This window comes from Phycicoccus sp. CSK15P-2 (assembly GCF_016888005.1).
Lineage (GTDB): Bacteria > Actinomycetota > Actinomycetes > Actinomycetales > Dermatophilaceae > Phycicoccus.
In genome coordinates, this window is record NZ_JAFDVE010000029.1 from 64,989 (window position 1) to 87,817 (window position 22,829).

The 22,829-nt window shown below is 72.2% G+C and carries 21 protein-coding genes, 1 tRNA gene and 1 pseudogene; 10 read left to right on the top strand and 13 right to left on the bottom strand.

Annotated elements, in window-relative coordinates:
• Window position 1 precedes the first annotated feature (1 nt).
• The 3 genes from JQN72_RS16325 to JQN72_RS16335 all read left to right on the top strand — a co-directional run bounded on the left by JQN72_RS16325 (window position 2) and on the right by JQN72_RS16335 (window position 2,551).
• On the top strand, window positions 2-994 hold the full coding sequence (locus JQN72_RS16325) for a ribose-phosphate pyrophosphokinase (protein ID WP_204136193.1): 993 nt from the start codon (window positions 2-4) through the stop codon (window positions 992-994).
• Window positions 991-1,341, top strand: a complete 351-nt coding sequence (locus JQN72_RS16330; RefSeq protein WP_204136194.1) for a DUF3054 domain-containing protein — start codon at window positions 991-993, stop codon at window positions 1,339-1,341. Before JQN72_RS16325 ends, JQN72_RS16330 begins: the two co-directional genes overlap by 4 nt.
• A gap of 196 nt (window positions 1,342-1,537) precedes the next feature.
• Window positions 1,538-2,551 (top strand): peptidoglycan-binding protein, encoded by a 1,014-nt coding sequence (locus JQN72_RS16335; RefSeq protein WP_204136195.1) that lies wholly within the window; start codon window positions 1,538-1,540, stop codon window positions 2,549-2,551.
• Window positions 2,552-2,671: 120 nt separating this feature from the next.
• On the opposite strand, the gene arc is transcribed toward JQN72_RS16335, so the two are convergent.
• The 3 genes from arc to JQN72_RS16350 form a co-directional block, all read right to left on the bottom strand.
• Complete coding sequence (gene arc, locus JQN72_RS16340) at window positions 2,672-4,291, bottom strand: proteasome ATPase (protein WP_239100788.1); 1,620 nt, start codon at window positions 4,289-4,291, stop codon at window positions 2,672-2,674.
• A 154-nt stretch (window positions 4,292-4,445) separates the two neighbouring features.
• Complete coding sequence (locus tag JQN72_RS16345) at window positions 4,446-5,426, bottom strand: tRNA (adenine-N1)-methyltransferase (protein WP_204136197.1); 981 nt, start codon at window positions 5,424-5,426, stop codon at window positions 4,446-4,448.
• A gap of 9 nt (window positions 5,427-5,435) precedes the next feature.
• Window positions 5,436-6,536, bottom strand: coding sequence for a site-2 protease family protein (locus JQN72_RS16350; RefSeq protein ID WP_204136198.1), 1,101 nt, complete (start codon window positions 6,534-6,536; stop codon window positions 5,436-5,438).
• 76 nt (window positions 6,537-6,612) lie between these two features.
• On the opposite strand from JQN72_RS16350, the gene metH reads away from it, so the two are divergent.
• The gene (metH, locus tag JQN72_RS16355; protein ID WP_374190902.1) at window positions 6,613-10,404 is read left to right on the top strand and encodes a methionine synthase; all 3,792 of its coding nucleotides are present in this window, start codon (window positions 6,613-6,615) and stop codon (window positions 10,402-10,404) included.
• Window positions 10,405-10,517: 113 nt separating this feature from the next.
• Complete coding sequence (locus JQN72_RS16360) at window positions 10,518-11,363, top strand: PD-(D/E)XK nuclease family protein (protein WP_204136200.1); 846 nt, start codon at window positions 10,518-10,520, stop codon at window positions 11,361-11,363.
• Here JQN72_RS16360 and JQN72_RS16365 read toward each other — a convergent pair.
• On the bottom strand, window positions 11,334-12,011 hold the full coding sequence (locus tag JQN72_RS16365) for an HAD family phosphatase (protein ID WP_307812771.1): 678 nt from the start codon (window positions 12,009-12,011) through the stop codon (window positions 11,334-11,336). The two genes, JQN72_RS16360 and JQN72_RS16365, sit on opposite strands and share 30 nt — an antisense overlap.
• Before the next feature lie 57 nt (window positions 12,012-12,068).
• Between JQN72_RS16365 and JQN72_RS16370 the strand changes: the two genes are divergently transcribed.
• Window positions 12,069-12,932, top strand: a complete 864-nt coding sequence (locus JQN72_RS16370; RefSeq protein ID WP_204136201.1) for a PAC2 family protein — start codon at window positions 12,069-12,071, stop codon at window positions 12,930-12,932.
• Between the two features lie 229 nt (window positions 12,933-13,161).
• On the opposite strand, the gene mshC is transcribed toward JQN72_RS16370, so the two are convergent.
• The 4 genes from mshC to JQN72_RS16390 form a co-directional block, all read right to left on the bottom strand.
• Window positions 13,162-14,415 (bottom strand): cysteine--1-D-myo-inosityl 2-amino-2-deoxy-alpha-D-glucopyranoside ligase, encoded by a 1,254-nt coding sequence (gene mshC, locus JQN72_RS16375; protein ID WP_204136202.1) that lies wholly within the window; start codon window positions 14,413-14,415, stop codon window positions 13,162-13,164.
• A 23-nt stretch (window positions 14,416-14,438) separates the two neighbouring features.
• The gene (locus tag JQN72_RS16380; protein ID WP_204136203.1) at window positions 14,439-15,239 is read right to left on the bottom strand and encodes an SCO1664 family protein; all 801 of its coding nucleotides are present in this window, start codon (window positions 15,237-15,239) and stop codon (window positions 14,439-14,441) included.
• Window positions 15,217-15,726 carry a DUF3090 domain-containing protein gene (locus JQN72_RS16385; RefSeq protein WP_204136204.1) on the bottom strand — a complete coding sequence of 170 codons (510 nt, stop codon included), beginning with the start codon at window positions 15,724-15,726 and terminating at the stop codon, window positions 15,217-15,219. Before JQN72_RS16385 ends, JQN72_RS16380 begins: the two co-directional genes overlap by 23 nt.
• Window positions 15,727-15,802: 76 nt before the next feature.
• Complete coding sequence (locus JQN72_RS16390) at window positions 15,803-16,495, bottom strand: MSMEG_4193 family putative phosphomutase (RefSeq protein WP_204136205.1); 693 nt, start codon at window positions 16,493-16,495, stop codon at window positions 15,803-15,805.
• Between the two features lie 51 nt (window positions 16,496-16,546).
• Here JQN72_RS16390 and corA point away from each other — a divergent pair, with 51 nt between their 5' ends.
• Window positions 16,547-17,548, top strand: coding sequence for a magnesium/cobalt transporter CorA (gene corA, locus JQN72_RS16395; protein WP_239100765.1), 1,002 nt, complete (start codon window positions 16,547-16,549; stop codon window positions 17,546-17,548).
• 18 nt (window positions 17,549-17,566) lie between these two features.
• Here the strand turns inward: corA and JQN72_RS16400 are convergent, their stop codons facing one another.
• Both JQN72_RS16400 and JQN72_RS16405 read right to left on the bottom strand, forming a co-directional pair.
• Window positions 17,567-18,430, bottom strand: coding sequence for an undecaprenyl-diphosphate phosphatase (locus tag JQN72_RS16400; RefSeq protein WP_307812773.1), 864 nt, complete (start codon window positions 18,428-18,430; stop codon window positions 17,567-17,569).
• Between the two features lie 9 nt (window positions 18,431-18,439).
• The gene (locus tag JQN72_RS16405; protein WP_204136207.1) at window positions 18,440-19,486 is read right to left on the bottom strand and encodes an LLM class F420-dependent oxidoreductase; all 1,047 of its coding nucleotides are present in this window, start codon (window positions 19,484-19,486) and stop codon (window positions 18,440-18,442) included.
• A 74-nt stretch (window positions 19,487-19,560) separates the two neighbouring features.
• Here JQN72_RS16405 and JQN72_RS16410 point away from each other — a divergent pair, with 74 nt between their 5' ends.
• Window positions 19,561-20,502 carry an aldo/keto reductase gene (locus tag JQN72_RS16410; protein WP_204136208.1) on the top strand — a complete coding sequence of 314 codons (942 nt, stop codon included), beginning with the start codon at window positions 19,561-19,563 and terminating at the stop codon, window positions 20,500-20,502.
• Between the two features lie 8 nt (window positions 20,503-20,510).
• Here JQN72_RS16410 and JQN72_RS16415 read toward each other — a convergent pair whose 3' ends face one another.
• Entirely contained in the window at window positions 20,511-20,831 is a 321-nt protein-coding gene (locus JQN72_RS16415; protein WP_204136209.1) for a primosomal protein, read from the bottom strand.
• Between the two features lie 37 nt (window positions 20,832-20,868).
• On the opposite strand from JQN72_RS16415, the gene JQN72_RS16420 reads away from it, so the two are divergent.
• A complete protein-coding gene (locus JQN72_RS16420; protein ID WP_307812774.1) occupies window positions 20,869-21,066 on the top strand; it encodes a DUF5703 family protein in 198 nt (65 codons plus the stop codon).
• 6 nt (window positions 21,067-21,072) lie between these two features.
• Here JQN72_RS16420 and JQN72_RS16425 read toward each other — a convergent pair whose 3' ends face one another.
• On the bottom strand, window positions 21,073-22,395 hold the full coding sequence (locus JQN72_RS16425) for a M20/M25/M40 family metallo-hydrolase (protein WP_204136211.1): 1,323 nt from the start codon (window positions 22,393-22,395) through the stop codon (window positions 21,073-21,075).
• A gap of 112 nt (window positions 22,396-22,507) precedes the next feature.
• Between JQN72_RS16425 and JQN72_RS16430 the strand changes: the two genes are divergently transcribed.
• Window positions 22,508-22,592, top strand: a tRNA-Leu gene (locus tag JQN72_RS16430).
• A gap of 73 nt (window positions 22,593-22,665) precedes the next feature.
• Here the strand turns inward: JQN72_RS16430 and JQN72_RS18590 are convergent.
• A pseudogene (locus tag JQN72_RS18590) lies at window positions 22,666-22,829 on the bottom strand (IS630 family transposase); the annotation flags it as partial.

Consider the following 22,829-nt stretch of genomic DNA (forward strand, 5'->3'; position numbering starts at 1 on the left):
CATGCGCGAGATCGTGGTCTTCTCGGGGTCGGCGCACCACGAGCTCGCACATCGCATCTGTGACGCCCTCGGGGTGCCGCTGTCGGAGTCGGTGACCAGCCGGTTCAGCAACGACTGCCTCCAGGCGCAGCTCCTGGCCAACTGCCGCCAGCGCGACGTCTACATCGTCCAGCCGCTCGTGCCCCCGACCCAGGACTCGCTCATGGAGCTCCTGCTCATGGTCGACGCCGCCCGTGGCGCCTCGGCGGCGATGGTCACCGCGGTCATCCCGCACTTCGCCTACGCCCGCTCGGACAAGAAGGACGCCTCCCGCATCTCCCTCGGAGGGCGGCTCGTCGCCGACCTCATCGCCACGGCGGGCGTCGACCGCGTCATCACGATGAACCTGCACGCCCCCCAGGTGCACGGGTTCTTCTCCGTGCCCGTCGACCACCTGACCTCGCTCGGCGAGCTCGCCGAGCACTTCCGCGGCGAGGACCTCGACGGCAGCGTCGTCGTCTCGCCGGACCTCGGGAACGCCAAGGACGCCACCCAGTTCTCCCGGCTGCTCGGTCTGCCGGTCGCGGCCGGCTCCAAGAAGCGGCTCGGGGACGACCGCGTCGTCATCGACTCGATCGTCGGCGACGTCACCGGCAAGCGCGCCATCGTCCTCGACGACGAGATCGCCACGGGAGGGAGCATCGTCGAGCTCCTCACCCGGCTCGCGGAGGAGGGCGTCACCGAGGCCGCCGTCGCCTGCACCCACGGGCTGTTCTCCGGTTCGGCGGTCGAGCGTCTGCGTGGGCACCCGATGGTCACCGAGGTCGTGACGACCGACACCGTGCCCGCTCCCCCGCACTGGCCCGAGCTACGCATCAGGTCGGTCGCCGGCCTGTTCGCGGAGGCGATCAAGCGTATCCACGAGGGCGAGTCCGTCTCGAGCCTCTTCGACGGCGTCGACCCCACCCATGCCCCGCCGCGGCAGCGCTCGCTGTTCGAGAAGGTGGGCGGGTGAGCCGCGTCCTCCCGGCGGTCCTGGACGTCCTCCTCGTGCTCGTCTTCGCCGCGCTCGGCCGCCGGTCGCACGCCGACGGCGTGGACGTCGCCGGAGTGCTCCGGACGGCGCTGCCCTTCCTCGTGGGCACCGCGGCGGGCTGGCTGGTGGCGAGCATGGTCCTGGACTCCGGGCCGCGCAGCCTCGCGTACGGCGCGGTCGTCGTCGCCGCGACGGTCCTCCTCGGGATGGTCCTGCGGGCCGTCGCCGCCCAGGGCACGGCGCCGTCGTTCGTCGTCGTCGCGACGGTGGTCCTGACGGTCCTCCTCGTGGGATGGCGGGTCGTCGCGCGCCTCCTTCCCGGCTGACTCCTCGGCCCCCGGCGGACCCGACGCGGCCCGGTCCCGCGCCGTCTTTGCGAACTTCTTACCCACAGGCTCCGACCTGGGTGGATGTGCCCCGACGACGGAATCGGCGCACTCCCCGGGTGGAGCCCTCGGGCCCGACCTCGTAGCGTCATATCGGTTGTTACCGTCCCGTGACCTTCCGAGGAGCTGTTGTCCCATGTGCGCGTCGCACACCTCGCCCACCACCCAGCCGAGCCGCCGTCTCGTCGGACGCAGGACCCTCGTCCGGGGAGCCGGGGGCCTCCTCGTCGCCGGGGGCGGCATCGCGGCCACCGCCACCACCGCGGTCGCCGCCACCTCGCAGAACGGCTGGCCGGCCGGCACGTCGAGCGAGGTGCCGCTCTCGTCCGTCTCGGTCGGCGCCGCCACCTTCCCCGCGGGGGTGCGGACCGGGGACGTGTACACCGTGCTGCGCTACGTCGCCCGGCAGTTCGACTCGACCGTCGAGGCGCTCTACTCCCCCGGATGCTGGGGCCACAGCTACCGCGAGATCTCCGGCAGCACGACGCTGTCGAACCACTCGAGCGGGACGGCCGTCGACTGCAACGCCCCCGACCACCCGCTCGGCGCGTCCGGCACGTTCACCGCCGCGCAGGTGTCGGCGATCCGGGCCGTCCTCGACCGGTGCAACGGCGTCGTCCGCTGGGGCGGGGACTACTCGGGCCGCAAGGACGAGATGCACTTCGAGATCAACGTCCCGCCGGGCGACTCACGCCTGACCTCGCTGGCGGCGAGCCTCGGCGGGGGCGGTGGCACCCCGGACCCCGAGCCGATCGCCTGGACGACGGTGCGCTCGGGCGACTCGGGCTTCCGGGTCCGCACCGCGCAGTACCTGCTGCGCCAGCGCGGCCAGTCGCTCTCTGCCGACGGCATCTTCGGGTCGGGCACGGCCAGTGCCGTGCGCTCCTTCCAGTCCTCCCAGGGGCTGGCCGTCGACGGGATCGTCGGGACGAACACCTGGACGGCCCTCGTGGTGACGGTGCGGTCCGGGTCCTCCGGTGACGCCGTGCGCGGCGTGCAGACCTGCCTGTCCGCCAAGGGCTTCTCGACGACGGTCGACGGGATCTTCGGCTCCGGCACCGACGGCAAGGTCCGCTCGTTCCAGAGCTCGCGCAGCCTCGTCGTCGACGGGATCGTCGGCTCCGACACCTGGCAGGCCCTCGAGGCCTGACGACCCCGTCCCGGCAGCTTTCCCGCCTGGTGCCGGAAGGGTCGGTCACGCCCCCCGAACGTCTCGGGGCATGACGCAACGTTCTGGCACCAGGCGAGAAAGAAGAGTCCGGTGGCCGGGTCAGAGGTACTGGCCGGTGTTCGCGACGTTCGTGATGGACTTGCCGGGCTCAGCGCCCTCCTTCGTCTTGATGAGGGTGCGGATGTAGACGATCCGCTCCCCCTTCTTCCCGGAGATGCGCGCCCAGTCGTCGGGGTTGGTCGTGTTCGGCAGGTCCTCGTTCTCGCGGAACTCGTCGGTGCACGATCCGAGCAGGTGGTCGACCCGCAACCCGCGCTGCCCGGTGTTCAGGAAGTCCTTGATCGCCATCTTCTTCGCCCGGTCGACGATGTTCTGGATCATCGCGCCGGAGTTGAAGTCCTTGAAGTAGAGGATCTCCTTGTCGCCGCCCGCGTAGGTGACCTCGAGGAAGCGGTTGTCCTCCTCCTCGCTGTACATCCGCAGCACGACGGCCTCGATCATGGCCTCGACGGTGGCGTCGTCGGACCCGCCGTTCTGGGCGACGTCGTCCGGGTGCAGCGGGAGCCCGACCGTGACGTACTTGGCGAAGATCTCGCGCGCCGCCTCGGCGTCCGGGCGCTCGATCTTGATCTTCACGTCGAGCCGCCCGGGCCGCAGGATCGCGGGGTCGATCATGTCCTCGCGGTTCGAGGCGCCGATGACGATGACGTTCTCGAGACCCTCGACGCCGTCGATCTCGGCGAGCAGCTGCGGGACGATCGTCGTCTCGACGTCCGAGGACACGCCGGACCCCCGGGTGCGGAACAGCGACTCCATCTCGTCGAAGAACACGACGACCGGGTAGCCCTCGTTCGACTTCTCCCGAGCCCGCTGGAAGATGAGCCGGATGTGCCGCTCGGTCTCGCCGACGTACTTGTTGAGCAGCTCGGGGCCCTTGATGTTGAGGAAGTACGACTTCCCCGGCTCCCGGCCCTCCTTCTCGGCGACCTTGCGCGCGAGCGAGGCGGCCACCGCCTTGGCGATCATCGTCTTCCCGCAGCCGGGCGGTCCGTAGAGCAGGACCCCCTTCGGAGGCTTGAGCATGTGCTCGGTGTAGAGGTCGGGGTGCAGGTAGGGCAGCTCGACGGCGTCGCGGATGGCCTCGATCTGGCCCGAGAGCCCGCCGATGTCGGTGTAGCCGATGTCGGGCACCTCCTCGAGCACGAGGTCGGCGACCTCCGCCTTCGGGATGCGTTCGAAGACGAAGCCCGAGCGGGGCTCGAGGAGCAGGGCGTCACCGGCGCGGACCGTGACGTCCTCGAGCGACGCCGCGACCCTGCAGACCCGCTCCTCGTCGGCCTGCGCGACCACGAGAACCCGGCCGTCCTCGAGGACCTCCTTGCACAGGACGACCTCGCCGACCGTCTCGTACCCGTGCGCGGCGACGACGTTCATCGCCTCGTTGAGCATGACCTCGCGCCCTGGGGCGAGAGTGGCTGGCTCGATGGACGGGCTGACGGCCACGTGCATCTTCCGGCCGCTCGTGAGGATGTCCGCCGTGCCGTCGTCGAAGAGCTGGACGACCGTTCCGTAGGCCGCGGGGGGCTGGGCCAGACGGTCGACCTCGGACTTCAGGGTGACGATCTGCTCGCGGGCCTCGCGCAGGGTCCGCACGAGCCGCTCGTTCTGGGCCGAGAGGGTGGCGGTCTGGGAGCGCAGCGATGCGAGGTCGCGCTCCATGGCGCGCACCTGGCCGGGGCCGGCCTCTCCCCGCGCGCGCAGGGCGGCGAGCTCGGCCTCCAGGGACCTGCGCTCGGCGTCCAGCCGCTCCCGGCTCCGCTGCTCGTCGCGGGGCTCATCGGTGCTCATACCCGACGATAACCCGCGGGCATCCTCAGACCTCGGACGTTCCGGTGACCGAACGGCGGACCTTGCGCACCTTCTTGTCGGACGGCACCCGCTCACCGACGTTCTCCGGCGTCCAGTCGGCGTCGGTGGCGTCGTCGGTCGTCACGTAGCCGCGGCCCGGGCGGCGCTTGCGCAGGGGCGGTGTCGTCCCGGGGGCCAGGCGGCGGGTGGTCACGAGGAACCCGGTGTGCCCGTGCATCCGGTGCTGGGGACGGACCGCCAGGCCCTCGAGGTGCCAGCCCCGCACGAGCGACTCCCAGGCCTGGGGCTCGGTGAACGTGCCGTGGTCGCGCATCGCCTCGGCCACCTTCGACAGCTGTGTCGTCGTGGCGACATAGCAGATGAGGACGCCCCCGGGGACGAGGGCCTCGGACACGACGTCGAGGCACTCCCACGGGGCGAGCATGTCGAGGACGACCCGGTCGACGGTGCCCGGCCCGACGGTGGTGGGCAGCGCCTCGACGAGGTCGCCCACGGTGACGGTCCAGGCGGGGTGGTCGCCGGCGAAGAACTCCCGCGCGTTGGCCCGCGCGATGTCCGCGAAGTCCTCACGCCGCTCGAACGACAGCACCCGCCCGTGGTCCCCCACGGCCCGGAGCAGCGACATGGACAGCGCACCCGAGCCGACACCGGCCTCGACGACCGTCGCGCCCGGGAAGACGTCGGCCATCTGCACGATCTGGCCGGCGTCCTTCGGGTACACGACGGCGGCGCCGCGGGGCATCGACATGACCCAGTCCGAGAGCAGCGGGCGGAGGGCCAGGTACTCGACGCCCGCCGTGTTCGTGACGGTGGAGCCGTCCGGGGCGCCGATGAGGTCGTCGTGCCGCAGGTGGCCGCGATGCGTGTGGAACTGCTTGCCGGGCGTCAGGGTGATCGTGTGCAGGCGCCCCTTGGGGTCGGTGAGCTGGACACGGTCGCCCTCGGTGAACGGGCCGCGCCGGTGCTCGGCTCCGGTGGCGGTCATGGCGCGAGTCTAGGTGCGTCGGCGCGACCCGCTCGCCGCCGCCTCCACGGCCCCGGCACTCGTCACGCCCCACACCGAACCCTCCCGGGTGAGCACGACGAGACCGTTCCGGCTGCCGGCCATGGCGCGCAGCACCGGGCCGACGCTGCCCTCCGGGCCGGTCTCGACCACGTTGCCGTCCGGGATCCGGGTGACGACGGCACCGACCGGGGTCGTCGGGCCGGCGGCGTCGGCCTCACCGGCCGCGAGGACGAGGGTGGGACGACCGTGCTCGTCCTCGCAGACGACGACGGCGTCGTGCACTCGTGCCTCGGCCAGGGGTGTCTCGCCGGGGAGCACCACGGCCGGTTGCGCGACGTCGCCGACGTGCACGGTGTCGATGACGCGCTCGAGCCGGGCCCGGCGGATGGCGGACGTCGCCCCTGACCAGAGCACCCAACCCATGACGAGCGCCAGGCCGGCGTCGAAGAGGTCCGGCCTGTCCCCGCGGACGAGCGGCCGGACGAGGAACCAGGCGACGACACCGACGGCCACGACCTGGCCCAGCCGGCCCGCGACCTGCAGCCCGGTGTCGCGGCGGCCGGTGACCGCCCACACGAGCGACTGCACGGCGGCGCCGCCGTCGAGCGGGAGGCCGGGCAGCAGGTTGAAGAGCGCGAGGATGCCGTTCATCAGGGTGAACGACCACGCGAAGTCGCTCGCGACGCCGCCCACGACGGAGGACCACACCCCGCCGAGGAGCGCGAGGGACGCGTTGACCGCGGGCCCGCTGAGCGCCACCGCGGCCGTGCGGCCAGGGGTCGCGCCGGTGGAGTCGTAGGCGGTGTGCCCGCCCCACACCGTCGCGACGATCCGGTGGACCCGGAAGCCGAGGATCCTCGCGGTGACGGCGTGACCCACCTCGTGCCCGAGCACCGCGACGACGATGCTGACGACGAGCCACGCGGCGTAGGCGAGTGCGTAGCCGGTCCCGAGCCCCGACCCCGCCTGCCAGCCGAGGAAGGCGATGACGACCGCGAGCAACAGCCACGTGCGGTCGAGGAAGACCGGGACACCGGCGACCCGTCCGAGCCGCAGTGCGCCGGGCGGCGCCGGGGGTGCGGTGGACATGCGAGGACCCTACGCGAGCCGCCCGGCATACTGATTGCCGCACCCGACGACGTCCCGAGAGGACCCTGACCGAGCCGTGGACCCCCAGCACCGACCCGACGCCACTGCTGCCCTGACGACGGCCCTGCGCGAGCGGGTCCTCGTGCTGGACGGCGCGATGGGCACGATGATCCAGGCGCGGGGGTTCTCCGAGCAGGACTACCGCGGCGAGAGGTTCGCGGACCACCCGAGCGACCTGCGCGGCAACAACGAGCTGCTCTCGCTGACCCGGCCCGAGGCGATCCGTGAGATCCACGCGGCCTACCTCGAGGCCGGGGCCGACCTCGTCGAGACCAACACGTTCAACGCCCAGCGCATCTCTCTGGCCGACTACGGGATGGAGGACCTGGCCTACGAGCTCAACGTGGCCTCGGCGCGACTCGCGCGGGAAGCCTGCGACGCCGCCACCGACCGCACCCCGCACCGGCCGCGGTGGGTCGTCGGGGCGCTCGGCCCGACCAACCGCACGGCGTCCATCTCCCCCGACGTCAACGACCCGGGCGCCCGTAACGTCGGCTTCGACGACCTCGTGGGGGCCTACCTCGAGCAGGCCCGAGGGCTCCTGGACGGCGGAGCCGACCTGCTCATGGTGGAGACGATCTTCGACACGCTCAACGCCAAGGCTGCGGTCTTCGCGCTGGAGACCCTGTTCGAGGAGCACGGTCGCCGCTGGCCGGTGATGGTCTCGGGCACGATCACCGACGCCTCCGGACGGACCCTGTCGGGCCAGGTCACCGAGGCGTTCTGGTACTCGGTGCGGCACGTCCGCCCGCTGTCGGTGGGGCTCAACTGCGCGCTGGGCGCCGCCGAGCTGAGGCCGTACGTCGCCGAGCTGTCCCGGCTCGCCGACTGCTTCGTCTCGGCCCACCCCAACGCGGGGCTGCCGAACGCCTTCGGCGAGTACGACGAGTCGCCCGAGGCGATGGCCGAGGTCGTCGGCGAGTTCGCGGAGTCCGGACTCGTCAACATCGTGGGCGGCTGCTGTGGCACGACCCCCGCGCACGTCGCGGCCATCGGGGCCGCGGCCTCAGGGGGGACGCCGCGCGAGCCCGCCGAGCTCGCGCCGGCGTTGCGGCTGTCGGGCCTCGAGCCGCTCGTCGTCGACCGGGAGAGCCTGTTCGTCAACATCGGCGAGCGAACGAACATCACCGGATCCGCCCGCTTCCGGCGGCTCATCCGGGACGAGGACTACCCGACGGCCCTGTCCGTCGCCCGGCAGCAGGTCGAGAACGGCGCCCAGGTCATCGACGTCAACATGGACGAGGGCATGATCGACGGGGTCGCGGCGATGGACCGCTTCCTCAAGCTCGTCGCGTCCGAGCCGGACATCTGCCGGGTCCCGGTCATGGTCGACTCGAGCAAGTGGGAGGTCATCGAGGCCGGGCTCAAGGTGACCCAGGGCAAGCCGATCATCAACTCGATCTCGATGAAGGAGGGTGAGGGGCCCTTCCTCGAGCACGCCCGGCTCGCCCGGAAGTACGGCGCGGCGGTCGTCGTCATGGCGTTCGACGAGGACGGCCAGGCCGACAGCCTCGAGCGCCGCAAGGACATCTGCGAGCGGGCCTACCGGCTCCTCGTCGACGAGGTCGGCTTCCCACCCGAGGACGTCATCGTCGACCCCAACGTCTTCGCGGTCGCCACGGGCATCGAGGAGCACGCCGCGTACGGGACCGACTTCATCGAGGCCGCCCGGTGGGTCCGCGAGAACCTCCCCTACGCGCACGTCTCCGGCGGGGTCTCCAACGTCTCGTTCAGCTTCCGCGGCAACAACGTCGTCCGCGAGGCGATCCACGCCGTGTTCCTCTACCACGCGGTCCGCGCGGGGATGGACATGGGCATCGTCAACGCGGGCGCGCTCGTCCCCTACGACACCGTCGACGAGCGGCTGCGCGACGCCATCGAGGACGTCGTGCTCAACCGCGTCGACGACCCGCAGGAGGCCACCGAGCGCCTCATCACGCTCGCCGAGGAGTTCCGGTCCGACGGCGCCGTGCAGGAGGCCGCTGCCGAGGAGTGGCGTGAGCTCCCGCTGCGCGAGCGGATCACCCACGCGCTCGTCAAGGGCATCGACGACCACGTCGTCGACGACACCGAGGCGCTGCGGCTCGAGATCGACGAGGCAGGGGGCCGCCCGCTCGAGGTCATCGAGGGCCCGCTCATGGACGGCATGAACGTCGTCGGCGACCTCTTCGGCTCCGGGAGGATGTTCCTGCCCCAGGTCGTGAAGTCGGCCCGGGTCATGAAGAAGGCGGTCGCGCACCTCGTCCCGTTCATCGAGGCCGAGCAGGAGTCGGGCCCGAAGCGCACCAAGGGCACCGTCGTCACGGCGACGGTCAAGGGCGACGTCCACGACATCGGGAAGAACATCGTCGGCGTCGTCCTCCAGTGCAACAACTACGAGGTGGTCGACCTCGGGGTCATGGTCCCGACCGAGAGGATCCTCGACGCCGCGCGCGAGCACGACGCCGACGTCGTCGGGCTCTCCGGGCTCATCACGCCGAGCCTGGACGAGATGGTCCGGGTCGCCCAGGAGATGGAGCGGCAGGACTTCCGGGTCCCGCTGCTCCTCGGCGGGGCGACGACCTCGAAGGCGCACACCGCGGTCAAGGTCGACGAGCAGTACTCCGGGCCGGTCGTCTGGGTCAAGGACGCCTCGCGCTCGGTCCCGGTCGTCAGCCAGCTCCTCTCGGACACCCAGCGGGACGGCTTCCTCGCGGGTGTCGCCGAGGAGTACCGGAGCCTGCGCGAGCGGCACGCCGCGAAGGCCGGGGACCGTCCTCTCGTCAGCCTCGAGGTCGCCCGGAAGAACGCGCCGTGCATCGACTGGTCGTCGGTGCGCCCGCACCGTCCGCACCTGCTCGCCCAGCAGGAGGGCGACCAGTGGCGCGCGCCCGAGGGCAGTCCCTGGCGTCGGGCGGCCACCCAGTTCACCCGGGTCTGGGAGGACTTCCCGGTCGCGGAGCTGCGCGAGTACATCGACTGGACCCCGTTCTTCCTCGCCTGGGAGATCCGCGGGCGCTACCCCGACGTCCTCAACAACCCGACGACGTCCGAGGAGGCCCGGAGCCTCTACGCCGACGCCCAGCGGATGCTCGACCGGATCGAGCGCGAGCACTGGCTCACCGCCCGCGGTGTCGTCGGCCTCTTCCCCGCTGCATCGGCTGGTGACGACATCGAGGTCTACACGGACGAGGACCGTGACACCGTCCTCACCACCCTGCACGGCCTGCGCCAGCAGGGGCAGCACCGTGAAGGGGTGGCCAACAAGTGCCTCTCGGACTTCGTCGCCCCCCGGGGTGGGCCGCAGGACCACGTCGGCGCCTTCTCGGTGACGGCCGGCCTCGGCCTCGAGGACCGGCTGCAGGCGTTCAAGGACGACCTCGACGACTACTCGGCGATCATGCTGGAGGCTCTCGCGGACCGCCTGGCCGAGGCCTTCGCCGAGCGCCTGCACCAGCGGGTCCGCACCGACCTGTGGGGGTACGCAGCCGACGAGCGGCTGGACAGCGCCGGGCTCATCGCCGAGCGCTACTGCGGGATCCGGCCCGCCCCCGGCTACCCCGCGTGCCCGGACCACACCGAGAAGGAGACGCTCATGGCCCTGCTCGGGGGCGAGGAACGCACCGGGATCCGCCTCACCGAGTCCATGGCCATGTGGCCCGGCGCCTCGGTCTCGGGGTGGTACTTCTCGCATCCCGAGAGCCAGTACTTCGTGGTCGGTCGGCTCGGGCGGGACCAGGTCGAGGACTACGCCGCGCGCAAGGGCTGGGACGTCGCGACCGCCGAGCGGTGGCTCGCCCCGAACCTCGGCTACACCCCGGACGACTGACCCCCTCTGTTCCCGCCGTCTGCCCGGCACGCCGTCGGAGACGGATGCCGGGAGCGCGGGGGTCCTGGGAGTGGTGACGTGACCCTGTCGGCGTCGGCGCCTACCGTGACCGTATGACGCCTGCCCTCTCGCCGAGCCGTGCCGCGGACTTCAAGCAGTGTCCGCTGCTGTTCCGGTTCCGGACGGTCGACAAGCTCGAGGGGCCGCCCTCCCCCGCCGCCGCTCGCGGCACGCTCGTCCACGCCGTCCTCGAGCACCTGTTCGACCTCCCGGCCGCCGAGCGCACCGCGGACGCCGCGGTGGCCCTGCTGGAGCCGCGATGGCGGGCACTGGTCGAGGAGCGTCCCGAGCTCGGGGCGATGATCGAGGACGACGACGCGCTCGACGAGGCGTCCTGGTTCGCGGGCGCACGGACGCTGGTCGAGCAGTGGTTCGACCTCGAGGACCCCACCCGGCTGGAGCCCGCGGCCCGTGAGCTGTACGTCGAGACGGAGGTCGAGGGCCTCACCCTGCGCGGCTACGTCGACCGCCTCGACATCGCCCCCGACGGCGCCATGCGGGTGGTCGACTACAAGACGGGTCGCTCCCCGAGCGAGCTGTTCGAGGCCAAGGCGCTGTTCCAGATGAAGTTCTACGCCCTCGTCCTCTGGCGGCTGCACGGCGCGGTGCCGACGATGCTCCAGCTCGTCTACCTCGGGAACGGCGAGGTCGTACGCTACGTCCCGGACGAGCGCGACCTGCGGGCGGTCGAGCGCAACGTGCGAGCCATCTGGGACGCCGTCGTGCGGGCGGCCCGCACCGGGGACTGGCGGCCGCGCACCTCCCGGCTCTGCGACTGGTGCGACTTCCGGGGGTACTGCCCGGAGTTCGGCGGCACTCCCCCGCCGCTGCCCGAGGGGGCCGGGCTCATCGCGCTCGACCCCGCCCGGTCAGGCGCCGCCGACCTCGCCGACGACTGACGCCGCCAGCGCGGCCAGCCGCTCGGGGGTCACCCCCTCGAGCCCGTCGACGTGCACCGAACCGGCGAGCTCGGGCACGGCGACGACGTGCGGCACGGCCACCGTCGGTACGCCTGCGGCCACGGCCGAGCGCACGCCGGTCGGGCTGTCCTCGATGGCCACACAGCGCCCCGGGTCGACCCGGAGCAGCCGCGCCGCCGCGAGGTAGGGCTCCGGATGCGGCTTGCCGTGCTCGACCTCGTCCCCCGTGACCACCGCGGCGAAGGCCGCTGGGGGGAGGGCCTGTACGACGGCGAGGGCGAGCGAGCGCCACGACATCGTCACGAGCGCGCACGGGACCCCGGCCTCGCCGAGCGCCGCGAGGAGATCACGCGCACCCGGGCGCCAGGGCACGTGCTCACGCACCTGCGCCACGACCCGGTCGAGGAGGACCTCGACGATCCGCTCGGGCTCCCACGTCAGCGGTGAGTGGTCGCGGATGAACCGCGCCGAGACCATGAGGTCGTTTCCGACGAGCTGATGGGCGAACTCGTCGCTCCACGTCCCGCCGGCCTCCTCGACGATGGCGTGCTCCGCGGCGATCCAGTACGGCTCGGTGTCCACCAGGGTTCCGTCCATGTCCCAGAGGACCGCTGCGGGGAGGCTCACGAGGAGAGACCCTATCGAGCCGTAGGCTGGAGCAATGACCCCGGAGGGAGGACGCCCGTGATCGAGCTCGAGGACATCGGTGCGCTGCGCGACCCGGTGATGATCGCTGCGTTCGAAGGCTGGAACGACGCCGGCGAGGCCGCCAGCGCCGTCGTCGAGCACCTGGCCCGCATCTGGGACGCCGACGTCGTCGCGGCCCTTGACCCCGAGGACTACTACGACTTCCAGGTCAACCGGCCGCGGGTCGTGGCAGAGAACGGCAAGCGCAGGATCAGCTGGCGTACGACCCGGGTGCTCGTGGCGCGGGACACCTCTCTCGGCCGGGACGTCGTCCTCGTCCAGGGCGTCGAGCCGTCCTTCCGCTGGCGTGCCTTCGCCATCGAGCTGATGGAGCTCGCCGAGGGTGCCGAGGTGTCGATGGTCGTCACGCTGGGCGCGCTCATGGCGGACGTCGCCCACAGCCGGCCCATCCCCGTCACCGCGACGTCGGACAACGAGGACACCCGGCATCGGCACGGGCTCGAGATGAGCAGTTACGAGGGGCCCACCGGCATCGTGGGGGTCGTCGCAGACGCCGCCGTGCAGGTCGGCCTGCCGTCGGTGTCCTGCTGGGCTGCTGTGCCGCACTACGCGGGTCACACCCCCTCGCCGAAGGCCACCGCCGCGTTGCTCGGGCGGCTCGAGGAGCTGTTCGACGGGCCGATCGAGCACGGTGAGCTCGACGACGACGCACGTGCCTGGGAGCGCGGCATCGACGAGCTCGCGGCCTCGGACACCGAGGTGGCGGAGTACGTGGAGAGCCTGGAGGAGGCCCAGGACACGGCCGAGCTGCCGGAGGCGAGCGGCGACGCCATCGCCAAGGAGTTCGAGCGGTACCTGCGGCGGCGGGGCACCGACGAGAAGGGCTCCTCGGGGCCCTGACGCGTCGGGCCCGGCGAGGTCGCCACCGCGCGTGGACCGGGCCGTGTGGGCGTACCCTCCTCCCGCCCACGCACGGGACGGTGCGTGGGGCGCGGACGGGCCGAGGCGGTGGGTCAGGCCGGGCCCGTCGTCAGGTACTCCTGGATGCGCGCGGCGAGGATGGCGGACACGCTGAACCCGACGTCGCGCAGCCGGCGCACGTGGAGGGCGTCTGAGGGTCAAGCCCTCGTCACAGGCGGACCCCGAGCAGTGCGTCGAGCGTCCGTGCGAGGAGGCCCGGTGCGCCGGGGTCCTCGCTCTCCCCCGCCATCGTGCGTTCACACCATTCGTCGACCGCGGAGAGCGCCCGGGCCGTCGAGAGGTCGTCCGCCAGGGCGGCGCGGACCGCAGCCACGGTGCCGGTGGCGTCGACACCACCGTTCGTCGAGAGGGCCTCGCGCCAGCGGTCCAGCCGGGCCTGCGCCTCGTCGAGGAGGGCGTCGGTGTGGTCCCACTCGGTGCGGTAGTGCTGGGCGAGGAGCAGGAGCCGGATGGCCATCGGGTCGACGCCGTCGGCCCGCAGCCGGGACACGAGGACGAGGTTGCCCCGCGACTTGCTCATCTTCTCGCCCTCGAACCCGACCATCGCCTGGTGCACGTAGAGCCGGGAGAAGACGTCCTCACCGGTGAGCGCGTTGCCCTGGACCGCGCTCATCTCGTGGTGCGGGAAGACGAGATCGGTGCCCCCACCCGTGATGTCGACGGGATGGCCGAGATGCGTCAGCGAGATCGCGGTGCACTCGATGTGCCAGCCCGGACGTCCCGCGCCGAGGACGGGGTCCTCCCACGAGGGCTCTTCCGGACGCGCACCACGCCACAGCAGCGGGTCGAGCGGGTCGCGCTTGCCGGGCCGGTCGGGGTCGCCGCCGCGCGTGGGGAAGACCTCGGACATCCGCTCGCGGCTCCAGTGCGAGACGGCGCCGAAGCCGGGGCACCGGGCGAGGTCGAGGTAGACGTCGTCACCGGCACCCTCGCCGTCCGGGACCGGCACCCGGTACGCGGCACCGGAGTCGACGAGCCGGCACACGTCGCGGGCGATGTCGTCCATGGACTCGACGACGCCGAGGAACCGGTCCGGTGGGAGGACGCCGAGGGCTGTCATGTCCTCACGGAAGAGGTCGATCTCGGAGGTCGCGAGCTCGCGCCAGTCCCGGCCGTCGCGGTGCGCCCGCTCGAGCAGGGGGTCGTCGACGTCGGTGACGTTCTGGACGTACTCGACACGGTGCCCGGCGTCGCGCAGCGCACGGACGACGAGGTCGAAGGTGACGTACGTGGCCGCGTGCCCGAGATGCGTCGCGTCGTACGGGGTGATGCCGCACACGTAGACCCGGGCCACGTCCCCCGGGTCGACCGGCACGACCTCGCCGCGACTCGTGTCGTGCAGCCGGAGCGGCTCACCGAGACCGGGGACGGCAGGGACGAACGGGGTGGGCCACGACTTCACGGGCCGAGCCTACGGGGCACCGGTCACAGGGCCGGCCACGGGATGGCGGGCCAGCCGCCGTGCGGCACCGGATGGTGGCCGCGCCGGCACAGCGCGGCGACCCGCATCCGCAGGGCCTCGACCTCGTCGACGGTGAGCAGCGGTTCGAGCTCCTCCTCCAGCGGGCCACCCAGAGCCTCGGCGAGACGCGCCAGCCGCTCCCGGTCGGAGTCGGCGAGCGGCTCCCCGGCCCATCCCCAGAGGACGGTGCGCAGCTTGGGCTCGACCCCCAGGCTCACGCCGTGGTCGCAGCCCCGGACGACACCGTCCTCCCGGAGGAGGTGGCCTCCCTTGCGGTCGGAGTTGTTGATCGCGGCGTCGAAGACGGCGACCGTGCGCAGCGCCGGTTCGTCGGAGTGCACGACGAGCACCGGCTCGCCGAGGGGCGTCTCGCCCTCCAGCACCGTGAACCATCCGTCGGGCACCTCGTCGGGGTCGACGACCGCGACGAGCGGGTTCGGGTCGTCCTCGAGCGGCCCCACCCAGAGCTGGACCGACCCGCGGCCGAGCGGCCCTTCCCGCAGGACGGTCGGGGGGACGACGTCGAACCCCCCGGCCTCGCTGACCAGCCACGCCGCCCGCTCCCGCGCGACGAGCGTGCCGTCCGGGTAGTCCCACAGCGGGCGCTCGGTGGCCTCGGGCTTGTGGATGACCAGGACCCGGTCGAGGGGGTCGCCGACCACGCAGAGCAGTGCGCCGTTGGACGAGCCCGACACCCGCCCGACGGGAGTGAGGTCCCCCCGGGTCAGGAGGTCCTCGAGCTCAGCGCCGGTAGCCGTTGGCACGAGGGCAGATGTGGCCGGTGGGGTCGAGCGGCTGACCGCAGAAGGGGCATGACGGACGCCCCGCCGCGACGACCTTCCCGCAGCGACGGGCGAAGGCACGGGCCGCCTCGGGTGTGAGGACGACCCGGAGGGTCTGCAGCGCACCCTCCCCGACCTCCTCGGGGTCCTGGTCGTGGCACTCGATGACGACGACGAGCCGCTCGGGGTCCCACGCCAGGCTCAGGGTGTCGACCCGGAAGTCGTCGTCGATGGGCGTGTCGAGCGGCTCGTTGTCACCCTCGCCGTAGGGCTCGGTGGCCGTTCCCTCGGCGTGGGTGTCGAGCATGTCGTCCACGCGCTCGGCGAGGACACTCACCTGCACCTTCTCGATGGAGACCGAGACGACGCGGCCCTCGCCGCGGGCCTGCAGGAAGAAGGTGCGCCCGCCCGGCGGGCCGACGGTGCCCGCGACGAAGCGCTCGGGCGGGTCGAAGACGGTGGACGGCATGTCTCCACCCTAGATCGTGAACCCCAGGGTCAGCTCGAGGCGGTGTCGGCCACGAGGCCCTCGTCACGGGCCCGGCTCAGCCGGCGCCGCCCCCGACCGTGGACTCCCCCGCGCCGTGCTCGCGCGGCACGGTGACCAGCGGGGCGAGTGCGCCTTCGACCGTGTTGCTCGCGAGCAGGACCATCCGGTGCGGGGAGACGTGAACGGCGGTGACCGACCCGGGGTCGACCCGTACCCGCTGCAGCCCGGCGATCCCCGCGCCGACCGCCTCGGCGACCACGGCCTTGATCGGGTCGCCGTGGCTCACCGCGACCCAGACGGCCGTCGTCCCCTCCGCCGCCTCGACCTCGGCGTCCAGCGCCCGGACCCCGCCGACCACCCGGGCGGCCATCTCCGCGAGGGACTCGGCCGCGAACTCCTCCGAGGGTGGGAAGGTCGCGGACGCGGGGTCGTCCTGGATGACACGCCACAGCGGGTCCTTCGCGGCCTCGCCCAGGGTGCGCCCGGTCCAGGCGCCGTAGTGGCACTCGCCGAGCCGCTCGTCGGTGGTCACCTCGTGCTCCGGCAGCGCCAGTGCGACGGTCTCGCGACACCGCTGGAGGGGACTGGAGACGGTCCGGGCGACCTCGACCCCCGTCAGCCGCGCCCGTACCACCTCGGCCTGCGCACGCCCGCGGTCGGTGAGCCCGACGCCCTCCGACCAGCCGGCGAGGACCCCTGCGGCGTTGCCGGTGGAGTGCCCGTGTCGCAGGAGCAGGACGATGGCCACGACAGGACACTGTAGGCCGCCTCCCCCGCCGCACCGCCCGTGTCCCCCAGAATGGCGGTCGTGATCGTCGACCGGGCCATCTACGAGGGCGGACGGCGCCGCGAGGCCGGTGACCTCTCCGACGAGCTCGCCCGTCTGCGCGCGGACCCGGCCGACCCTGCCGGCTTCCTGTGGATCGGCCTCAAGGACCCCACGCAGGAGGAGTTCGACTCGGTCGACACCGAGCTCGGGCTGCACCCGCTCGCCGTCGAGGACGCGGTCGGGGGCGGCGGCGAGGGCCGGCAGCGGGCCAAGGTCGAGCTCTACGACGGGACCGTCTTCGTCGTCCTCAAGCCGTTGCGGTACATCGACCGCACGTCGGACATCGAGACCGGGGAGGTGATGATCTTCGTCGGGGACCATTTCGTCGTCACCGTCCGCCGCGGCGAGCTCGCGCCGCTCTCCGGCATCCGGTCCGAGATCGAGGCCGACCCCGAGCGCCTCGCCCTCGGCCCGTTCGGGGTGCTGCACGCGGTCCTGGACCGCGTCGTCGACGCCTACCTCGACATCGACTCCGAGGTCGAGGAGGACCTCGAGGAGATGGAGAGCGCGGTCTTCTCCAGCGCCCGCACCGACACCGCCGCGATCTACCGGCTGAAGCGGGAGGTCCTCGAGTTCCGTCGGGCCGTCGTGCCCCTGGCGGAACCGCTCAAGCTGCTGCACGCCTCACCCCGCAGCCCGGTGCCCGAGGGCGAGATCCGGCTGCAGCTGCGCGACGTCTCGGACCACCTGCACAGCGTCATCGACCACGTCGAGAGCTACGACGACCTCCTGTCCGGCATCCTCGACGCGCACCTGGCCCAGGTCTCGGTGCAGCAGAACGACGACATGCGCAAGATCTCGGCGTGGGTCGCGATGGCCGCCGTCCCCACGATGATCGCCGGCGTGTACGGGATGAACTTCACCCACATGCCCGAGCTGGAGTGGCGCTTCGGCTACGGCTACGCCCTGCTCCTCATGGCCGTGTCGTGCGGGGTCCTCTACCGCCTCTTCAAGCGTTCCGGCTGGCTCTGATCTCGCGCCCGTGGGAGGTCAGGTGGCGGACATCCATCCGGCCGCGAGCGCGACGACGAGAGCCGCGCCGAGGGCCACCCGGTAGCCGACGAAGGAACGCAGCGAGTTCGTGGCGACGAAGCGCAGCAGCCAGGCGATCGACGCGTAGGCGGTGACGAACGCGACGACGATCCCGACGAGCATCTGCGGGGCCCCGAGTGACTGCAGGTGGTCCCACTCGTTGGCGAGCTCGAACACCCCGGCCGCGGTGAGCGCCGGGATCGCCATGAAGAACGACAGCTCGGTGGCGGCCACCCGGTTGATGCCGAGGGCCAGGCCGGCCGAGATCGTCGCGCCGGAGCGGGAGACCCCCGGGACGAGGCTGAAGCACTGCACGAGCCCGATGACGATGCCGTCCCGCAGCGTCACGCCGTTCTCGCCGCGTTGCTCCCCCGCGGCCTCGAGCGTGTCGTGTCGACCCTCCGCCCACCAGATGACGGCGCTCCACAGGACGAGCGCACCAGCCACGACCCAGAGACTGCGCAGCGGGCCGGAGATGACGTCCTTGAGTGCGAACCCGACGAGCCCGACCGGGATCGACCCGACGACGACGGCCCAGGCGAGGGCGTAGTCGCGGTGCTCGCGGGCCTCGGCCGAGCCCAGGCCCCGGGCCCATGCCATGAAGAGACGCCCGATCTTCCGCGCGAAGTAGATGAACGTCGCGACGATGGCCCCGATCTGGATGATCGCGGTGTAGGCGGTCACGGCGGGCGCGTCGACGGGCAGCCCGAGCAGCTGCTCGGTGATGGTCAGGTGTCCGGTGGACGAGATCGGGAGGAACTCGGTGAGGCCCTCGACGATCCCGAGGACGACGGCCTGGAAGTAGGTCAGCTCGACGGGCACGCGGGAAGCCTATGCGCCGACCGCGTCGGCCATGAGACGCAGGGTGGCGACGCGGTGCTCCGTCGTACGGCCGGACGGGGCGACGGACAGCGTCGTGACCCCCGCGTCCGCGTAGCGGCCGACCCGCTCGGCGATGCGCCCCGGTGGGCCGATGAGGGCCGTGGCGTCGACGAGCTCGAGGGGGACGGCGGCCGCCGCGTCGCGCGGACGACCCTCGAGGTACAGGTCCTGGATCGTGTCCGCGGCCTCGTCGAACCCCATGGTGCGGGCGAGCCGGTTGTAGAAGTTCTGCTCCCTGCTGCCCATTCCGCCGATGTAGAGCGCGGTGTACGGCGCGAGCGCTGCGCGAGCCGCCTCGAGGTCGTCGGAGACCACGACGGGGACCGTGGCGACGACGTCGAAGCCGTCCATGGCCGCGCCGGGCGCACGTCCACCCATGGCCCGGCCCTCGCGGACGTGCGCGAGGTGGCTCTCGGCGTGCTCGGGCGAGAGGAAGACGGCCAGCCATCCGTCGGCGACCTCGCCGGCCAGGCGGAGGTTCCGTGGGCCGACCGCCGCCAGGTACACGGGCAGGTCCGGGCGTGGTGGGTGGAGGGTCAGCTTGAGCGCCTTCCCGGGACCGTCCGGCAGCGGCAGGGTGAAGTGGTCGCCGTCGTAGCGGACGGTCTCTCGGCGCAGGGCCGCACGGACGATGTCCACGTACTCGCGCGTCCGGGCGAGCGGTGCGGAGAAGCGCACGCCGTGCCAGCCCTCGCTCACCTGCGGTCCGGAGACGCCCAGCCCGAGCAGGAACCTCCCGCCCGAGAGCGTGTCGAGCGTCGCGGCGGTCATGGCCGTCATCGCCGGCGTGCGGGCGGGGATCTGCATGACGCCGGAGCCCAGGCCGATCCGCTCGGTCTGGGCGGCGAGCCAGGCGAGCACGGTGACCGCGTCCGAGCCGTACGCCTCGGCGACCCAGGCCGACGCGTACCCGAGACGGTCGGCCTCCTGGACGAGGTCGAGCAGGTCGGGTGGCATGCCGGCGCCTGCGTAGCCACCGCTCAGTCCGAGTCGCATCAGGTCAGGCTAGTGCCCCGCCCGTGCGGCGAGGCAGCACGAGGGCCCGCCGCACCGCAGGTAGATTCGCGGCCATGCAGACCCGCCGCCTGGGAGCCACCGGGCTCACCGTCTCGAGCCTCGGGCTGGGGACGATCGCGTGGGGCACCCGGACCGCGCCGGAGGACGCCAAGGACATCCTCGCCGCGTTCCGCAGCGCCGGCGGGACGCTGGTGGACACCGCCCACGGCTACGCCGGCGGCACGGCCGAGGAGATCCTCGGTGACCTCCTCGACGGCGACCGCGACGAGGTCGTCCTCCTGACGAAGTCGGGCATCAGCCGGGCCTCCGGCGAGCGGGTCGTCGACTGCTCCCGCCGCGCGATGCTCAACCAGCTCGACGTCTCGCTGCGGCGGCTGCGCACCGACCACGTCGACATCTGGCTGGCCCACACCTGGGACGACGCCACACCGCTGGAGGAGACGGTGAGCGCGCTCGTGCATGCGTGGCGCACGGGACGTGCCCGCTACGTCGGCGTCTCGAACCACGTCGGATGGCAGGCCGCACGGACGATGTCCCTTCTGGCCACCGAGGGCGTCCCCCTCGCCGCCGACTCGGTCGAGTACAGCCTCGTCGAGCGACGTCCCGAACGCGAGATCGTGGACGCCGCGGAGGCGCTCGGGTTCGGCCTCCTGCCGTGGTCGCCCCTCGGCCGCGGGGTGCTTCCGGGTCGCTACCGTACGGGCGTTCCGGCCGACTCGCGGATGGCGTCCGACGACTTCGCCCGGTTCACCGGACGGCACGCGGGCGACCACACCCGCGGGGTCATGGAGGCCGTCCGCACGGCCGCGGACGGGCTCGGGGTCGCGCCCGCCGTCGTGGCCCTCGCCTGGGTCCGCGACCGGCCGGGCGTCACGGCGCCGGTCGTGGGACCGCGGACCGCGCAACAGCTGACCCAGCTTCTCGCGGTCGAGGACGTCCGGCTGCCCTCCCAGATCGTCGAGGCCCTCGACGAGGTCTCGGCCGAGCACGGCTGAGCCACGGCTCAGCTGCGGGCGCGCTCCGGGTCGTCGTCGGGGTCGTCGTACTCGATGTCGTCGGAGAGCCCGGCGTACAGGCGGTCCCCGTCACCGTCCTCGTCGTCGTGGTCGTCGAGCTCGTCGTCGGTGCCGTAGATGTCCAGCGGGGTCATCTCACCGTAGGCGTCGTACAGCGCGGCGTCGTACTCCTCGAACGCGTCGGCGAGATCCTCGTACGCGGCGACGACCGCCGGGTCGTCCTCACCTCGGCGGGTGCTGCTGACTTCGAGGTGCCGCTCGAACGCCGTGACGAGAACGGCCAGTGCGGCACGCGGATCGGCGCTCATGCATCGAACGGTACCGGTCCTGACGCAGAATGTGGCGGTGGCCGACTACGAGTACCTCGTCCTCAGCTTCGGACGGCAGACGAACCGCTCGGACATCCGGCGTGCCCTGACCGAGCACGCCGAGTACGGTCGCTGGGAGCTGGCCCGGACCCGCACGTACATGGGCGGCCTCACGAAGACCTGGCTGCGCCGCAAGATCATCCGCGCCCGGCGCGTCCCCGTCCCGCTCGGCTGACGGCCCTCAGCACGTCTCGAGCAGCCGCGCGAGTACCCGTGCGCCGAAGCGCAGCGACTCGGTGGGCACCCGCTCGTCGATCCCGTGGAACATCGGCGCGAAGTCGAGGTCCGCGGGCAGCCGCAGGGGTGCGAAGCCGTAGCCGGTGATGCCGAGCAGGGACAGCGCCTTGTTGTCCGTCCCGCCCGAGAGGCAGTACGGCAGGACCTCTGCCTCCGGGTCCTCGGAGCGCAGCGCCTCGACCATGCGCTCCACGAGCTCGCCCTCGAACGGCGCGTCGAGGGCGATGTCGCGGTGCAGCACCTCGACCTGCACGTGCTCGCCCGCGAGCTCGCGCACGGTCGCGAGGAGGTCGTCCTCGTGGCCGGGGAGGAAACGGCAGTCGACGTTGGCGGAGGCCTGCTGCGGGATGACGTTGTGCTTGTAGCCGGCGTCGAGCATCGTGACGTTGCTCGTGTCCTGGAGGGTGCCCTCGACGAACCCCTTGGCTCCGCCGAGGTGCGTCAGGAGCTCGTCGAGGTCCTCGTCGGACCAGCCCGTCCCAGTCAGCTCGGAAAGGCCGTCGAGCAGGGTGCGGACCGACGGGATGTACTCGCGGGGCCACTTGTGCTCGGCGATCCGGGCGATGGCCTGGGCGAGGCGCACGATGGCGTTCTCGTCGTTGGGCACCGAGCCGTGCCCGGCCCGCCCGTCGGCCGTGAGCCGCAGCCAGGCGATGCCCTTCTCGGCCGTCTGCAGGAGGTAGGTGCGCCGCTCGGCGCCGTCGCGGTCGGTCACGGTGACGCTGTACCCGCCGACCTCGCTGATGGCCTCGGTCACGCCCTCGAAGACGTCGGCGTGGTGCTCGACGACGAAGTGCGAGCCCTTGACGCCACCCGCCTCCTCGTCGGCGAAGAAGACGACGACGAGGTCGCGGGGAGGCACGACCTCGCGGCGGGCGATGTCCCGCACGCAGGCGAGGATCATCGCGTCCATGTCCTTCATGTCGACCGCGCCGCGCCCCCAGACGCAGCCGTCGTGCTCCTCCCCCGAGAACGGGTCGACCTGCCAGTCGGCGGCGTTGGCCGGGACGACGTCGAGGTGGCCGTGGACGCACAGTGCCCCGCGGTCGCGGTCGGCGCCCGGGATGCGCACGGCCACGCTGACCCGGCCGGGGTCGGACTCGAACGTCCGCGGCTCGAGCCCGACCTCGCGCAGCTGGTCGACGACGTACGCCGCCGCCTCGGCCTCCCCCGGTCCACTGCCGTCGCCGTAGTTCGTGGTGTCGATCCGGATCAGCTCCTGGCAGATCCGGACGACCTCGTCCTCGGGGCGCAGCGTGTCCATCATGGCGTCCACCCTAGGAGCCGTGGGCACCCCGGGGCGATTTCGGTCCGGGCCGGTGGAGCGTGTATCGTTCACGGTCGCAGGACGGCCTCCCCGGGCCGCTCCCGCACCACTCGTCCGGGTGGCGGAATTGGCAGACGCGCTAGCTTGAGGTGCTAGTGCCCGTATAGGGCATGGGGGTTCAAGTCCCCCCTCGGACACCGGTCACGAAGGCCCCGATCCCATCGCGGTTCGGGGCCTTCGGCATTCTCCGGACACGGCCCGTTGCGCCGCCTACTGGTTCGTGTTTGAAGTTTTCTGACGGTTGGCATTCTTGAGGATGTCGTCGGCGGTCTTGGTCCACACGAAGGGGTGGGAGCGGTCGTTCCAGCCGTTGATGAAGACGCGGATCTTGGCGTTGAGCTCGCGCACGGATCGGAACGTGCCGCGGCGGATGG